Origin of the sequence: Acinetobacter radioresistens DSM 6976 = NBRC 102413 = CIP 103788, assembly GCF_006757745.1 — a bacterium.
GTDB classification, from domain to species: domain Bacteria; phylum Pseudomonadota; class Gammaproteobacteria; order Pseudomonadales; family Moraxellaceae; genus Acinetobacter; species Acinetobacter radioresistens.
In genome coordinates, this window is the sequence record NZ_AP019740.1 from 1489117 (window position 1) to 1504455 (window position 15339).

Here is a 15339-nt window from a genome sequence, read left to right on the forward strand (position 1 = left end):
AATCTTATTAAGGGATTGTGGATTGCTTCATTGCTCGGTAATCATAGCGATCAAATAAAAAGATGAGTAATGCGATGCAAACTCCTAATATTACACATACTGGCCAGCCTCCATGTTTCCAGAAAAAGACCGCCAAAAATGAACCTATAGCTGCGCCACCAAAGTACATCGTCATATAAATTGAATTAATCCTTGAACGTGCTGTAGCTGAAATCCGGTAAACCAGATTCTGATTTAATACATGCAAGGCAGAAAGCCCGAAATAGGCTAAAATCACCCCTACTCCATACATCCATAATGATTGCTGAGCAAAATAGAGTGGTAACCAAGATATGATTAATAAACAGATGCATATGCGTGCTACATGGTGATCTTGACCACGGCTGATGAGTTTACCTGCCCAAGGTGTAGCAAAAACCCCTGCTAAACCTACAATTCCAAAAAGGCCAATCTGAAAATCGTTAAAATGGTAAGGAGCATTTGCTAAAAGAAAGGTCATCGTTGTAAAGATAAGAGTAAGCATGCCAAAGCCGAGTCCTCCTACAATACCCCTACGGATCAGATGGGGTTCATGAACAGCAAAGCTGAATAAAGACTGGTAAATTTTCCATATTGTTAAGCCAGATACTTTATTGGACTGAGGCAAACGTTTCCACATCACCAGTGCAAATAAAAGTATGGTTATACCACTACCCAGATAAATATAGTGCCAAGACCACATGGTAGAGACTAACCCGGCTATTGTTCGGGCGGAAAGTATTCCCATCAGTAAACCACTCATCAGTATACCGACAAGTTCAGCACTTTTACGCGGACATACCAGATTGGAAATGAAGGGAATAAGTACCTGAGCTGCTATAGAAAAGAATGTGGCTAAAAATGTAAAACCATAAAGTACAGAAACTGAATGACTCATGGAAAGCCCAATCTGGGCAATTCCGGTTAAACACATGAGCAGGCAGATAAAACTCCGTTTCTCAAAAAGGTCTCCTAAGGGAACCAATACAAATAAACCGGCAGCATATGAAAGCTGACTGATCACAATTGTAAAGGCTGCCTGTTCTGCACTCACTGCAAGGCTTTCTGAAATTGAATATATCAATGGCTGATTAAAATAATTCGAGCCTGCGCATAAACCGCAGGTAATTGCCAACATCAGAATCAGACCTCGTGACAGGTCATAATGTTCTGGCTGGCTATTTTGCATAAATGACATCCTTGTCTGGTTAAATTAAAACTTATAACGTGCTGACATATTAACACGTGAAATATCCGCCTCTTTTCCTGCAAGGTTTTCACGTTTACCATGATGATATTCTACCCCTAGATCTACGTGTTCCACTGGGGTATAAAATGCATTAACTACATGGTCAGTTAGGCGTTTATTACTTTCTGGATTGGCTTTGGCATATGCACTATTATCATCATATTGCAGTAATGAAGTTGCAATATTTGCTCGCCACTGGTCATTAAATTTATGAGAGTAACCAATACTCAGGCTATCAAATTCATTTAACAGTAACTCATTATTATCTGTATTTACAGAGAAGTCGCCGCCCCAGTTTGCGTTATCCGAGGTTGAACCCTGATTGGTATAAAATACAAACTTCTGGTCACCTTTCACATGGTAATAGTTCGCCTGAACTGATTGCTGAGCATTAAATTTATATTTGGCACCCGCTCCTACACCCCAACTGACTTTTTCAATATCACCAGTGGTAGCTTGTGCCTGCTTCTCGTTGATGAAGCCCTGCCCCATCAAATGCAATGGTCCATTCTTGTAAGTGTATTTACTGGTCAGGCTTGGAAATTCTGAAGTTCTTTCACCTGAATACTCAAGAGCCATCTGCAATGTATGTGCGGGGCTAAACTGCCACTGATAGCGGACTTGCGGATCACGCAGGATTGAAGCACCGAGTAACTGGGTAAAATCAACTGACTCAGTAATTGTTTCCATATTCGACATAAGCGACCATGTCTGGCCAAATAACCAGTCATCAAAACTGACATAAGCATGACGTATCCTGAGTTTGCCATCGCCTTTACCACTGTCCACCCAAAAGTCGGCTTCCAGCTTGGCTTTAACATCTTTACGTCCCCCCAGATGATTAATGTCTACTCCAAAGCGGCTGGCGGCTACGGTAAAATCTGAACGGTTTCCCTCAACTCCATCAAAAGGGACACTATTAATCTTATTACTGGTACGCCCTCCGCTTGAACGGCCTGTTGTACTTTTAAAGTCTACTGCACCATCCATACGCAAGATGCCATAAAAGTCGACATTGTCTTTCCATGAGGAAGTATTAATTTTCTGTGTTAAAGCCCGATCTTCCTGCTGCTGTGCTTGCAGAACATTTTGCTGCTGTTTTTGCTCTTTAAGCTCGGTCTTTAAGCGCTGTAATTCATTTTCCAACAGTAAAATACGCTGCTCGGTAGAATCGGCGAAAATACTCCCTGAGGCCGCAGCACAGGCTGCAGCTAAAATCATTTTTTTCATTCTTTAATCCTTAAAGATATTAAATCCGTATAAAAAGCTTTTTAAGTTCTGGCGTCGGCAAGTGCACATCCAGTCATAGACTGTAATTCTTCAAAACTTAAGCCTTCAACTATTTCCTTAACTAATGCTTTGCCATTGCTGAGTTCAATAATGCAGAGATCAGTATAAATCCGGTTCACACATTGCTCCCCTGTTACGGGATAAGTCAGTGCATTAACCACTTTAGGCTCACCATGCTTAGTCACATGTTCCATACATACGAAAATAGTTTTTGCGCCGACTGCAAGATCCATTGCACCACCTACAGCTGGTACTGCATCTGCTTCACCAGTATGCCAGTTGGCCAGGTCACCATTTACTGCAACTTGAAAAGCCCCAAGCACACAAATATCCAGATGCCCGCCGCGCATGATGTCAAATGAGTCACCATGATGCATAAAACAGCCACCATCCAGTAAAGTGACAAATTCTTTTCCTGCATTAATGAGGTCGGGGTCTTCTTGCCCTGGCTCTGGTGGTGCACCAAAAGCCAATATACCGTTTTCTGAATGAAGAATAATTTCCCGGTCTGTTGGCAGGTATTTAGAAACTTTTGTTGGCAGACCTATGCCTAGATTCACATAAGAACCATCGGAGATATCTTGTGCAATTAACTGTACAATTTGCTCACGTGTACGCTTCTGGATACTCATGCGCCTCCTCCTGGTAACTGAAATACATGCTGAACGAAAATTCCTGGTGTGACGACACACTCAGGATCTAATGTACCCAGCTCAACAATTTCATGAACCTGAGCAATTGTGATCTCTGCAGCTTTAGCCATAAGGGGGCCAAAGTTTCGCGCAGCTTTTCGATAAGTCAGATTACCCCAACGGTCTGCTTTGTCTGCATAGATCAGTGCATAGTCAGCTTCAATCGGATATTCAAGTACATAAGCTTTGCCTTTGATAATACGGGTTTCCTTACCTTCAGCAATCTTGGTCCCATAACCGGTCGGAGTAAATATTGCTCCCAGCCCTGCACCAGCTGCCTGAATCCGGCAGGCCAGATTGCCCTGTGGTACTAGCTCCAGCTCTATTTTTCCTGCTTTATAAAGTTCATCAAATACTTTGGTATTATTAGCTTTTGGGAAAGAACAGATCATTTTTTTGACCAGTCCAGCCATTAATAGCTTGGTCAGACCACGGTCACCTGAGGCTGCATTATTATTGATAATGGTCAGGTCGCGTGGGCCAAAGTCAATCAGGGCCTCAATGAGTTCAACTGGTTGTCCAGCTAGTCCAAAGCCGCTTGTCATGATACTGGCCCCGTCTGGAATACCCTTTAAAATCGTTTCAATATCCGGAGTGATTTTATTGATCATCTGAACTTTTACCTTCTCAAATATAAAAAAAGAGCAATGGTAAATACCATTACTCTGCTTTTTGAGGATTATATAAACGGTCTTTAATAAACAAGGCTGGAATTAAACCGCAAAGAAAATAGGCTACACCCATAATCAACAGACCTGTACCTATGGAACCGCCTTGTGCAAAGTAGCCAATAGTAACCGGCGCAAGTACTGCACCCAGACGGCCAATATTGTATGCACCGCCTACAGCTGTACCTCGAACCTTGGTTGGAAAGCTCTCTGTCATATAAGTTGCATTGATTCCGTATGGAATACCGTACAGAAAACCGAATAACAGCATTAGCCATAAAATATTGTCAGGCGTATTACCAAATACAATGATGGGAATAAAGATTGCTGTGCCCATTGTACCGAAGGCAAATACAGCACGGCGTCCAATCCGGTCTGCAATATAGCCTGCAATAATTTTTGTACAGATCATGATAAAGAATGTGCCGATCATATACATGGTCATTTCTTTAAACTTGATACCAAGATCGGATTCTAAATAGGCTGGCAACCAGTTACTTACCCCATAATAGCCGAACTGTAGAAAAGCAGTACTGAATGACCACAGGATGAACATGCGGCGGTTCATGACATCTGCAAAAATTGTCTTGAAAGCACCTTTAGGTTTAGGTTGGCTCTGATCTACTGAAGTGGTAGTGGTGAGGCGCTGGGCACGTGCATCTTTCCATGACTGTGGTTCAGGCACCAGAAAGTGCATGGCTACTGCCAGAACAATAGGAATAATTGAAATATAAAACAGCATGCGCCAGCCGAATTCAGGAATAAGCCAGCCTGCAAGTACCGTAGCCACAATTGAACCCAAGGTCCAGCCAGTCATAAGGGCAGCTAATACAGTCGAGCGATATTTTGTAGGCACATATTCAGCCATTAAGGTGTTACAGGCGATGTAGAGTGCCCCTAAACCAATCGCTGAAATAAAACGTAGTGTCACAAATTGCTGGTAACTTTGTGCAAAGCCCAGCCAGCAGGTCAGCAACGAGAATAAGGTAATTGCAATAACAATAACCCGCACCCGTCCAAAACGGTCACAGGCCCAGCCACCAAAGAAGCCACCAATTGCCATGCCTGCCAGTGTCCAGCTTCCGAGTGCGCCTGCCTGTATACTGCTTAAACCAAATTCAGCTTTCAGACTGGTTAGACTATAAGATAAAAAAGCAATATCAGCGCCATCAACCAATAAAGCCAGGAAGGAAAAAATAAAAGCAAATTTCCAGACTTTTGCATTTGTTGTGTTATCTGTTTTTTGAACAGCCTGATCCATCATGTCCATTTCCTTGTAATAAAAGGCATCTTAGCTTTGATGCCTTATCCCCATCATGTCCTCATTACGAAGACACTTCTTTAATCATGTTGCGTGCAATAATAATTTGCTGAATCTGTGTGGTTCCTTCATAAAGACGGAACAAGCGTACATCCCGATAGAAACGTTCAATACTGTATTCACTGATATAGCCAGCTCCTCCATGAATCTGTACACAGCGGTCTGCAACACGGCCACACATTTCCGTTGCGAACATTTTTGAGCATGATGCTTCTGTACTGATATTTTCACCCTGGTCACGACGACGTGCAGCATCGAGCACCATACATTTGGCTGCATAGATTTCAGCTTTGGAGTCTGCCAGCATGGCCTGGATTAACTGGAAATTGGCAATTGGCTGACCGAACTGTTTACGTTCAACGGCATACCGCAATGCGTCATCCAGCATACGTTCTGCTACCCCTACACTATAGGCTCCAATATGCAGACGTCCTTTATCGAGGACTTTCATGGCTGTTTTAAAACCGACCCCTTCCACTCCTCCAATCAGGGCAGAGGCGGGTACACGACAGTTTTCAAAGATGACGTCACAGGTATGTGAACCCTTCTGCCCCATTTTCTGATCAATTTTTCCAAGAGTAATACCTGGATTATCGGCTTCAACTAGAAAGGCAGAAATACCGCCTGAGCCTTTAATTTCAGGATTGGTTCTGGCCATTACGGTAAAGGTTGCAGCATGTGGAGCATTGGTGATATAGCGTTTAGTGCCATTCAGGATATAAAAATCGCCATTTTTGACTGCAGTCGTGCGTAAAGATGCAGCATCAGAACCTGATTCCGGTTCAGTCAGGCAAAACGAACCAATGATTTCACCACTGGCATAGCGTGGTAAATACTTCTGTTTTTGCTCTTCAGTGCCATCAATCAAGATTGCGCTAGAACCAATACCATTATTTGTTCCAATAAGTGAACGGAAGGCTGGTGAAGTTTGGCCCAGTTCAAAGGCAACTCGTACCTCTTCCTCCATAGTAATTCCTAAACCGCCATACTCTTCAGGGATAGTGAGTCCAAATAAACCGAGTTCACGCATTTTCTGGATGAGGTCTTCAGGAATTTTATCTGCTTCGGCAACTTCGTGTTCACGTGGAATAAGTTCATTTTTAACAAAATTTCGAATCGTTGAAAGCAGCTGTTCAAGCATTCCTTCATCACGGATCATCAGAGATCTCCCTACCTATTTATTTTAAACGCTATAGATTTTTCACTTCATTTAAATTTCACAATGAAAAATCTGGTTTTACTTATGCTGTTCTGAATAGTAAAAGATAAAATGCACAAAATTCAAGCTTTTTTGAAAATTAATTTCGTCGAGCGAAATTAATTTTTTTAATTAATATAAATCAAATAATTAATAAAATAATAAAAATGTTTTTAATTCTACTTCGAAATTAATTGCAAAAAAATTTAGACATAACAGGATAAAAAGAATATAGTTTTGCTATACGAAACAAAGTAATCAATATAATTAAGACCTAGGAATCAAGAGTTAAAGGCAATACTTGTCTTTTTCATTGCACTGAAATTTTAAGCTAAAACATAAAAACCCAGTGCTTTTCTAGAATCTTAATTAAGAAGATGGAATGTAAGAAATCCCAAATTTATAGGCCTTATATGTACTCATCACTGACTGCCAAGCTCTTCACAGATTGAACTGACAAATAAATGTAGCATGATGAATGACTTATAAGCCTTAAGCCGTAGTGATACCAAAATATTTTTTGAGTAATCAAAAATTACTCTCTTACTATCTCTGAAATGGAGTTTTCAAATGCTAAATGCCTATATTTACGATGGTTTACGTAGTCCGATTGGCCGTCATGGGGGTGTACTCGCGTCTATACGTCCTGATGATCTGGCAGCAGAAGTTATTAAAAAGCTCATTGAAAAAACAGGTGTACCAGGGACAGATATTGAAGATGTTATTCTGGGTGATACGAATCAGGCTGGCGAAGACAGCCGTAATGTAGCACGTATGGCTGTGTTATTGGCCGGTTTGCCAGTTACTGTACCCGGACAGACAGTAAACCGGTTATGTGCAAGTGGTTTAGGGGCTGTTATCGATTCGGCTCGTGCCATTACCTGTGGTGAAGGTGAACTGTATATTGCTGGTGGTGTAGAAAGCATGACCCGTGCACCATTTGTTATGGGCAAAGCAGAAACTGCATTTAGTCGTGAGGCAAAAATCTTTGATACCACTATTGGTTCACGTTTTCCTAATAAGAAAATTACTGCGCAGTATGGTGGCCATTCAATGCCTGAAACAGGCGATAATGTAGCTGTCGAATTTGGAATTACCCGTGAACAGGCGGATACCTTTGCTGCACAGTCACAGGCGAAATATCAGCAGGCAAAGACTGAAGGCTTCTTTGAAGGAGAAATTACTCCTATTGAAGTTTCTCAAGGTAAAAAGTTACCGCCTAAACTGGTTAGTGAAGATGAACATCCACGTCCATCTTCTAATTTTGAAGCTCTATCTAAATTAAAACCCTTGTTTGAAGGTGGTGTAGTTACTGCAGGAAATGCTTCTGGTATTAATGACGGCGCAGCAGCTCTACTGATCGGTTCAGAAACAGTTCAGGAAAAATACGGCTTAAAACCAATGGCAAAAATTTTGTCAGCGGCAGCGGCAGGTATTGAACCACGTATTATGGGTGCAGGTCCTATTGAGGCAATTAAAAAAGCAGTCAGCCGTGCTGGTCTGACTCTTGATGATATGGACATTATTGAAATCAATGAAGCTTTTGCTTCACAGGTATTGTCCTGTTTGAAAGGTTTAGATGTAGATTTTAATGATCCGCGTGTTAATCCAAATGGAGGAGCAATTGCAGTAGGCCACCCTCTTGGTGCTTCTGGCGCCCGTCTTACACTAACGGTTGCACGTGAATTACAGCGCCGCCAGAAAAAATATGCAGTGGTTAGTCTTTGTATTGGTGTAGGTCAAGGTCTGGCTATGGTCATTGAAAACGTTTCTTGATTTTTTTGAGTTTAAAGATCCATTCACTATAAAAGTGGTGAATGGATTAATTTTGTTTAACGAAATATAATGGATAACATATTTATTTTTCATTATATTTGAGGCTTGAATGTCTGAAAGTACCAGAGTAGAAAAAACTGAAAAAATAACCAATCTGGATGAAATTCGTCTCGACCCTATCTCTCATATACATCGTGAAAATAATCCGCAATTTATTGCCTCTTTGGCACGTGGATTAGAGTTACTGCGCTGCTTTTCTGCTCACAAACAGGTCTTGGGTAATCAAGAACTGGCTAAGATGACAGGTTTACCGAAGCCGACAATTGCCCGTATTACTAATACTCTAGTAAGCTTAGGCTATTTAAAACAGTTACCAAATTCTACGAAGTACATGCTTGATATAGGTGTGCTTTCCTTAGGCTATTCAGCTTTGTCTAATATCTCTATTCGCAATACTGCTCATCCGCTTATGGAAGAGATGAGTAAATATGCTCAGGCACCGGTCGCTATGGCAACCCGTGACCGGTTGAATATGATTTATATTGATGTAGTACAAGTAGAAAGCTCACTGAATATGCGTCGCCCTATTGGTTCGACTTTACCCATTTATAGCAGCTCTATGGGACGGGCCTGTCTGGCAGCTACACCAGAACATGAGCGCAATTTCTTGATGGATGCACTAGCCAAGAAAAATCCGGAGAACTGGCCTTCAATCAAACGTTCACTTGAACGTGCTTTTCGTGATTATCAGGACTATGGCTATTGTTTATCTTTAGGAGAATGGCATAAGGAAGTAAATTCTGTGGCGGTACCCTTGGTAAGCAGTCAGCATGGTTTATATGTCTTTAACTGTGGAGCACCCAGCTTTCAACTCAGTCCCAAGCGCCTCGAAGATGAAATCGGTCCGCGCCTGATTCATATGGTGCACAATATTCAGGACTCATTAAATGAAATTATGTAAAATATAAAAAGTCCCCGACTTGTAAGAACGGGGACTTTTAAATTTACTGAATAATTTTCTTTTCTTTCAGTTCTATAATTTCTGTTTCTGATAAATACCGGCTTAGAATATTTTCAGTATCTTGTGCTAAACACGGCGGCGCCTTTTGATACTCTACCGGTGTTTTTGAAAGTTTAATAGGTGAACCAATAGATGTATAGTTCTGCTGCAAAGAATGAGGCATGTTAACTACCATCTCCCGGACAATCACCTGCTCTTCTTCTAAAGTCTGCTTTAAATTGTTAATCATGCCGACCGGGACTTTAACCTGATGGATGATTTTTACCCATTCCTCGGCTGGTCGTGTCATAAAGTGTTGCTGTAATAAAGCAGTCAATTCTTCCCGATAAATGACACGCCCGGAATTTTGCCTGTAATGTGGATGAAGAGCTAATTCAGCCAGACCAATACTTTCACACAGTATTTTAAACTGGCTATCATTACCACAGGCAATAATAAACTCGCCTTTTTTAGCTTTAAATACCTGATAAGGTACAATATTAGCATGAGCATTGCCGAAACGGCCCGGGACTTTTCCCGAGGTTAAATAATTCATGGCAAGAACAGATAAGGAAGCAACTTGTGTATCTAGCAAGGCCATGTCAATATGTTGACCCTCGCCCGTTTTTTCTCTGGAAAGCAGTGCTGCCTGAATAGCAATAGCTGAATAGAGCCCGGTGGTTAAATCTGCAAAAGCCAAGCCAGCCTTCTGGGGACCACCACCCGGCAGGTCATCCCGTTCGCCGGTAACACTCATCATACCGCCCATACCCTGAATAATAAAATCATATCCAGGTTCATTTGCACGAGGTCCTTTCTGTCCGAACCCTGTAATAGAACAATAAACGAGTCGCGGATTGATTGCTGCTAACGTTTCATAATCAAGACCATATTTTTGAAGTGAACCCGCTTTATAATTTTCAATTAATACATCAGATTCAAGTACAAGTGTCCGGATAAGCTGCTGCCCTTCCAGAGTTGCAAGATCAATAGCGACTGAATGCTTACCCCGATTTGCAGAAAGATAGTAAGCAGACTCCTGAGTGTCTTGTCCTGAATCATCTTTTAACCAGGGTGGTCCCCAACGACGGGTATCGTCACCACTATAGGGTTTTTCAATTTTGATGACTTCAGCACCCAGGTCAGCCAGAATCTGACTGCACCAAGGGCCTGCCAGAATACGGCTTAGATCCAGCACTCTAAAACCTGTCAAAGCACCCATCATTCTACTCCTTACTCTTGTTCTAATTTCCCTAGAAATAAAGTATATTTATTTCATCAAACGAAATAATATTTTATTTATAACACAAAACTATAGATTTTAAATAAAATATGAAGCTATATTTAGATAAATTAATTTTGCAGAGTAAAATTAATTTTTATTATTAATTAATTTTAGTACCAAAAATTATTTATATAGATTTTTAGTCTTTTCCTTTGTAAAGAATATAACTCCAAGGAGTCAGGATGATTCGTAATCAGGAAACACTGGATCAGTTACTTCATATGATTCAGCAATTTGTTAAAAATGAATTAATGCCACGTGAACATGAGGTGGCTGAAAAAGATGAAATGCCTCAGGACATTATTGACCAGATGAAAGCATTAGGCTTGTTTGGTCTCACTATTCCTGAGGAATATGGCGGTTTAGGACTGACCATGGAAGAAGAACTTTATGTAGCCTTTGAAATTGGTCGTACCTCACCTGCTTTCCGCTCTATTTTTGGAACTAATAATGGAATTGGTTCAAGCGGTATTATTATTGACGGGACTGAGGAGCAAAAACAGAAGTATTTACCACGCTATGCCAGTGGTGAAATCATCGGTTCATTTTGCCTGACTGAACCGGAATCAGGTTCTGATGCTGCATCTTTAAAGACTACAGCAGTGAAAGATGGTGATTTTTATATCCTGAATGGTACTAAACGCTATATCACCAATGCGCCGCTAGCAAGTACCTATACCGTAATGGCCAGAACCAATCCTGATATTAAAGGCGCAGGCGGTATTTCCGCTTTTGTAGTTGACCGGAATACTTCAGGCATTAGCTTAGGTAAAAAAGATAAAAAGATGGGGCAGCAAGGTACTTATACCTGTGATGTTATCTTTGAAAACTGTCGTGTACCTGCCTCTGCCCTGATTGGAGGTGTGGAAGGTATTGGCTTTAAAACAGCCATGAAAGTCCTCGATAAAGGACGTTTACATATTTCAGCAGTCAGTGTTGGTGCAGCCGAACGTATGCTGGATGACGCACTGCGGTATGCCGTTGAACGTAAACAGTTCGGTCAGCCAATTGCCAGTTTCCAGTTAATTCAGGCCATGCTGGCAGATTCCAAGGCTGAAATCTATGCAGCCAAATGTATGGTACTCGATGCTGCCCGGCGTCGGGACCAAGGACTGAATGTTTCTACTGAGTCATCTTGTGCCAAGCTGTTCGCAACGGAAATGTGTGGCCGCGTTGCAGACCGCTGCGTGCAGATTCATGGAGGGGCTGGCTATATCAGTGAATACAGTATTGAACGTTTTTATCGGGACGTACGCCTGTTCCGTCTTTATGAGGGAACTTCACAAATCCAGCAGATCATTATTGCTAAAAATATGATTAATCAGGTTAAGGATTAACCTTTGAGTTTCAGGATGAATTATGACCACACCACTGATGCCGGAAACCCTTATCCGGCCAATTTCTAAAACTACACAGCGAATCGCTTTTGTTTTTGCATTTTTGGCACTGTTAATTGATGGTGCCGATATGCTGCTACTGTCTTTTAGCTTAACCAGTTTAAAAGCCGAATTTGGACTGACCAATTTACAGGCGGGTGCATTAGGCAGTTTTACTCTGGCAGGGATGGCACTAGGAGGTTTCATGGGTGGCTGGGCCTGTGATTATCTTGGACGGGTTCGAACAGTCGTGATCTCGATTCTGGTATTTTCATTATTAACTGCGGCACTCGGCTTTACACAAAGTTTTGAGCAGTTTGCTATCATCCGCTTTCTTTCAGCTTTCGGCATTGGTTCCTTATATATTGCAGCCAATACGTTAATGGCTGAGTACGTACCTACTGAATATCGAACTACAATACTGGGGACTCTACAGGCTGGCTGGACAGTCGGCTATATTGTAGCAACTTTGCTAGCGGGTTGGATTATTCCTGAACATGGCTGGCGGGTATTATTTTTTATAGCCATTATTCCTTCGGTATTGGCATTATTTATTCAGAAACTGGTTCCCGAACCGGAATCCTGGCAGCGAGCCCGTCTGGAGCGTCTATCCGCTTCACGGGTTACTGTACAGGCACAGCCGGTAAAACAGCAAAGTACAGTCAAAATAATTTTTGCAGATAAGCGTAATCGCAGAATGTTCATGCTGTGGATTTTAACTGCCGGCTTTTTACAGTTTGGGTATTATGGTGTAAACAACTGGATGCCAGCTTATCTCGAATCCGAACTGGGGATGAACTTTAAAGCCATGACTGGCTACATGATTGGAACCTATATTGCCATGATCTTTGGCAAGATTATTGCCGGTTATGCAGCTGACCGCTTGGGCCGACGCTTTGTATTTGCTTTTGGGGCTATTGGTACAGCTATATTTTTACCTGTGATTGTAATATTTAACTCTCCAGATAATATTGCCTATTTGCTGATTTTCTTCGGTTTCCTTTATGGAATTCCTTACGCCATCAATGCCACTTACATGACTGAAAGTTTTGCTACCAATATTCGCGGAACAGCTGTGGGTGGAGCTTATAATGCTGGCCGTATTGGTGCCATGTTTGCTCCGGCAATTATTGGTGCGGCTGCAAGTGGTGGCTCTATCGGTCTTGGTTTTTTGATCATGGGCGGAGCTTATTTCTTATGCGGTGCAGTATCAGGAATCTTTATTAAAGACCGTCAATATGACCCGCAGAAAACAGCTTAAAGGCTTAACTTGGTAAAGCCTCTACAGAGGCTTTTAATACTAAGAGAATATGAAAAATACGCTTTATACTCCAACAATTATATTAATGGCAATTGCTGCCGGTATCTGTACCGGTAGTAATTATTTTAGTCAGCCACTCATTCATTCTATGAGTCAAAATTTGCAATTACCAGAAACCCTTGTTTCCTGGGTACCTACTTTGGCACAAATTGCTTATGCCTGTGGCCTGCTCCTGCTGATGCCTCTTGGAGATATTCTCGAAAAACGCCGCCTACTCTTCTGTTTCATGCTATTTGCTGCACTTGGCCTGATCATCAGCGGTATTTCACAGCATATAAGTCTGCTTATACTGGGTACACTCATTACTGGTCTATTTTCTGTAGCTGCGCAGCTATTATTACCTTTAGCAGCCAGTCTGGTTCCAGCACAACAGAGTGGTCGGGTGGTGGGTTTCCTGCTTAGCGGTTTAATGATGGGGGTTCTTCTTGCCCGTTCCCTTTCAGGTTTGGCCTCAAGTTTATTTGCATGGAATTTTATCTATCTGGCCAGTGGTATCTTACTTTTCTGTATTGCTTTTATATTACATCGAAATATCGGGGTTTTTCCGCCTACCAGCACTGAAAGCTATGCTTATACTCTACGCTCGTTAGCCTCTATTTTTTTGACAAATCAACGCTTACGCCGGCGCAGCTATATTGGCGGATTAACCTTTGCTGGGGTAAGTATGACATTTACTACTACGTCACTACTACTTGCACCAGCTCCTTATCATATGAGCGATTTTAGTATTGGATTATTTGGTCTGGTTGGCATCGTTGGTGTATTTATAGCTAATTTCACGGGTAAGTTTATTGACCGGGGATATATTCACCAGATTTCTATTTTATGTAGTCTGGGTCTTATCATTTGCTGGCTATTATTTTTACTTACACCTTATCAATTAGCGTTTTATATGATGGCAACGCTTATCCTTTACGCATCACTCTCTGCAATTCATGTAACCAATCAAAGCATAGTATTTAAATTAAGTGAAAACCTCAGATCTCGTTTTAATGCTATTTATATGACAGGTTATTTTGCAGGAGGAGCATTAGGGACTACCGCCGGAGCCTATGCCTGGACTCATTTTGGCTGGACAGGCACCTGCACGTTAGGCATGATATTTGCAATTACCTGTCTAGTGATTTGTATTCTGGAAGAACGAACTGCTTTACCGCTTCAATCATAACAATGCATTGATCTTCCTGACCAATGCATCATATTTTAACTGATTTCAGTACGGATATTATTCACCATATGTAGCAGGCGCGGTGCAATATCTTCTTCAAGTTTTTCACGTTTCATAATGAAACTTGGTCCACCGCAGTTAAAAACCAGTAAACCATGCTGTTCATGAATTAAAGGCACCGCGACCGAGTTCACATCCTTATGCCATTCTCCAATCGAGAAACAGTAGCCAAAATCCTGATAATCCTTAAAGGCACGGTCAAGATCACGGTTAATCTTGAACCAGTCTTCCTTATATTTTAAACGGATAGCATCAAGCAGAAAATCACGTTCATCTTCTGGCATAGCTGCCAGACAAGCCCGACCCATAGAACTTAAATGAATAGGTAAATAAGTTCCTACCTGTCTTCGCATGGTGATATTGCCTTTCCCCTGCACGACATCCAAATAAATCATGTTTAACCGGTCTCGGGTTGCCATGGCTACTGCTGCACCTGCATAGTCAGCGAGTTCTTTCATATAAGGATTAGCAATTGAACGAATCGATACATTAGCCAGCATGGAGTAACCGAATGCCAGTACCCCAACAGACAGCTGAAACTTGCTCGAATTTGGAACCTGCTTAATATAACCCAGACGTGACAACGTATGAGTCAGACGGGTAATAGTGGGTTTAGGTAAACCGGTTAATTGAGCTAGTTCCTGATTTCCTAAATGTTGGTGCTTAGGTGTAAAACAACGTAGCAGTTCCAGACCACGGGCCAAGGCAGTAATAAACTGCCGATCATTCTCATCCTGCATATCTTCAATTGGATGTAGTAACTCATGTCTTAAAGGAGCCAAAATTTTTTCTGTTTGTTCTATATCATTGGTATTATCCATGACTCTTTCTCAACCTACTAATGTTTCGCATTGCGAAATTATAATCTATAATTATATTAAATAGCAAAGAAGCAAACTGGCCGATTGCTTCTTTTT

Annotated in this window: 13 protein-coding genes; 5 read left to right on the plus strand and 8 right to left on the minus strand. The window is 41.6% G+C overall.

Features of this window, described 5'->3' with window-relative positions; translation table 11 throughout:
* Positions 1 to 7 precede the first annotated feature (7 nt).
* From ACRAD_RS06940 to ACRAD_RS06965, 6 genes are all read right to left on the minus strand, one after another.
* Complete coding sequence (locus ACRAD_RS06940; protein ID WP_005025980.1) at positions 8 to 1207, minus strand: MFS transporter; 1200 nt, start codon at positions 1205 to 1207, stop codon at positions 8 to 10.
* A gap of 24 nt (positions 1208 to 1231) precedes the next feature.
* Entirely contained in the window at positions 1232 to 2497 is a 1266-nt protein-coding gene (locus ACRAD_RS06945) for a DcaP family trimeric outer membrane transporter (RefSeq protein WP_005025982.1), read from the minus strand.
* 41 nt (positions 2498 to 2538) lie between these two features.
* A complete protein-coding gene (locus tag ACRAD_RS06950) occupies positions 2539 to 3189 on the minus strand; it encodes a 3-oxoacid CoA-transferase subunit B (protein WP_005025983.1) in 651 nt (216 codons plus the stop codon).
* A complete protein-coding gene (locus ACRAD_RS06955; protein ID WP_005025985.1) occupies positions 3186 to 3860 on the minus strand; it encodes a 3-oxoacid CoA-transferase subunit A in 675 nt (224 codons plus the stop codon). The genes ACRAD_RS06950 and ACRAD_RS06955 overlap by 4 nt, the downstream gene beginning before the upstream one ends.
* Positions 3861 to 3909: 49 nt before the next feature.
* Complete coding sequence (locus ACRAD_RS06960; protein WP_005014178.1) at positions 3910 to 5181, minus strand: MFS transporter; 1272 nt, start codon at positions 5179 to 5181, stop codon at positions 3910 to 3912.
* Between the two features lie 61 nt (positions 5182 to 5242).
* Positions 5243 to 6397 (minus strand): acyl-CoA dehydrogenase family protein, encoded by a 1155-nt coding sequence (locus ACRAD_RS06965; RefSeq protein WP_005025988.1) that lies wholly within the window; start codon positions 6395 to 6397, stop codon positions 5243 to 5245.
* Positions 6398 to 7006: 609 nt separating this feature from the next.
* Between ACRAD_RS06965 and ACRAD_RS06970 the strand changes: the two genes are divergently transcribed.
* Together ACRAD_RS06970 and ACRAD_RS06975 are read left to right on the plus strand one after the other, a co-directional pair.
* Positions 7007 to 8212, plus strand: coding sequence for a 3-oxoadipyl-CoA thiolase (locus ACRAD_RS06970; RefSeq protein WP_005025990.1), 1206 nt, complete (start codon positions 7007 to 7009; stop codon positions 8210 to 8212).
* A gap of 109 nt (positions 8213 to 8321) precedes the next feature.
* Positions 8322 to 9173, plus strand: coding sequence for an IclR family transcriptional regulator (locus ACRAD_RS06975; protein WP_005025993.1), 852 nt, complete (start codon positions 8322 to 8324; stop codon positions 9171 to 9173).
* Positions 9174 to 9216: 43 nt separating this feature from the next.
* Here ACRAD_RS06975 and ACRAD_RS06980 read toward each other — a convergent pair whose 3' ends face one another.
* Positions 9217 to 10434 carry a CaiB/BaiF CoA transferase family protein gene (locus ACRAD_RS06980; protein WP_005025996.1) on the minus strand — a complete coding sequence of 406 codons (1218 nt, stop codon included), beginning with the start codon at positions 10432 to 10434 and terminating at the stop codon, positions 9217 to 9219.
* 245 nt (positions 10435 to 10679) lie between these two features.
* On the opposite strand from ACRAD_RS06980, the gene ACRAD_RS06985 reads away from it, so the two are divergent.
* The 3 genes from ACRAD_RS06985 to ACRAD_RS06995 are packed head-to-tail and all read left to right on the plus strand — an operon-like array spanning position 10680 to position 14362.
* Positions 10680 to 11834 carry an acyl-CoA dehydrogenase family protein gene (locus tag ACRAD_RS06985; RefSeq protein ID WP_005025999.1) on the plus strand — a complete coding sequence of 385 codons (1155 nt, stop codon included), beginning with the start codon at positions 10680 to 10682 and terminating at the stop codon, positions 11832 to 11834.
* A gap of 22 nt (positions 11835 to 11856) precedes the next feature.
* Positions 11857 to 13134 carry an MFS transporter gene (locus tag ACRAD_RS06990; RefSeq protein ID WP_005014163.1) on the plus strand — a complete coding sequence of 426 codons (1278 nt, stop codon included), beginning with the start codon at positions 11857 to 11859 and terminating at the stop codon, positions 13132 to 13134.
* Positions 13135 to 13183: 49 nt separating this feature from the next.
* Positions 13184 to 14362 carry an MFS transporter gene (locus tag ACRAD_RS06995; RefSeq protein WP_005026001.1) on the plus strand — a complete coding sequence of 393 codons (1179 nt, stop codon included), beginning with the start codon at positions 13184 to 13186 and terminating at the stop codon, positions 14360 to 14362.
* A gap of 35 nt (positions 14363 to 14397) precedes the next feature.
* Here ACRAD_RS06995 and ACRAD_RS07000 read toward each other — a convergent pair whose 3' ends face one another.
* On the minus strand, positions 14398 to 15243 hold the full coding sequence (locus ACRAD_RS07000) for an IclR family transcriptional regulator (RefSeq protein WP_005014160.1): 846 nt from the start codon (positions 15241 to 15243) through the stop codon (positions 14398 to 14400).
* Positions 15244 to 15339 lie beyond the last annotated feature (96 nt).

Bases quoted from the DNA above. Each gene is read 5' to 3' on its own strand.
- ACRAD_RS06940 (WP_005025980.1), bottom strand. From the start codon at position 1,207: ATGCAAAATAGCCAGCCAGAACATTATGACCTGTCACGAGGTCTGATT.
- ACRAD_RS07000 (WP_005014160.1), bottom strand. From the start codon at position 15,243: ATGGATAATACCAATGATATAGAACAAACAGAAAAAATTTTGGCTCCT.
- ACRAD_RS06975 (WP_005025993.1), top strand. From the start codon at position 8,322: ATGTCTGAAAGTACCAGAGTAGAAAAAACTGAAAAAATAACCAATCTG.
- ACRAD_RS06950 (WP_005025983.1), bottom strand. From the start codon at position 3,189: ATGAGTATCCAGAAGCGTACACGTGAGCAAATTGTACAGTTAATTGCA.
- ACRAD_RS06980 (WP_005025996.1), bottom strand. From the start codon at position 10,434: ATGGGTGCTTTGACAGGTTTTAGAGTGCTGGATCTAAGCCGTATTCTG.
- ACRAD_RS06970 (WP_005025990.1), top strand. From the start codon at position 7,007: ATGCTAAATGCCTATATTTACGATGGTTTACGTAGTCCGATTGGCCGT.
- ACRAD_RS06955 (WP_005025985.1), bottom strand. From the start codon at position 3,860: ATGATCAATAAAATCACTCCGGATATTGAAACGATTTTAAAGGGTATT.
- ACRAD_RS06965 (WP_005025988.1), bottom strand. From the start codon at position 6,397: ATGATCCGTGATGAAGGAATGCTTGAACAGCTGCTTTCAACGATTCGA.
- ACRAD_RS06990 (WP_005014163.1), top strand. From the start codon at position 11,857: ATGACCACACCACTGATGCCGGAAACCCTTATCCGGCCAATTTCTAAA.
- ACRAD_RS06960 (WP_005014178.1), bottom strand. From the start codon at position 5,181: ATGATGGATCAGGCTGTTCAAAAAACAGATAACACAACAAATGCAAAA.
- ACRAD_RS06985 (WP_005025999.1), top strand. From the start codon at position 10,680: ATGATTCGTAATCAGGAAACACTGGATCAGTTACTTCATATGATTCAG.
- ACRAD_RS06995 (WP_005026001.1), top strand. From the start codon at position 13,184: ATGAAAAATACGCTTTATACTCCAACAATTATATTAATGGCAATTGCT.
- ACRAD_RS06945 (WP_005025982.1), bottom strand. From the start codon at position 2,497: ATGAAAAAAATGATTTTAGCTGCAGCCTGTGCTGCGGCCTCAGGGAGT.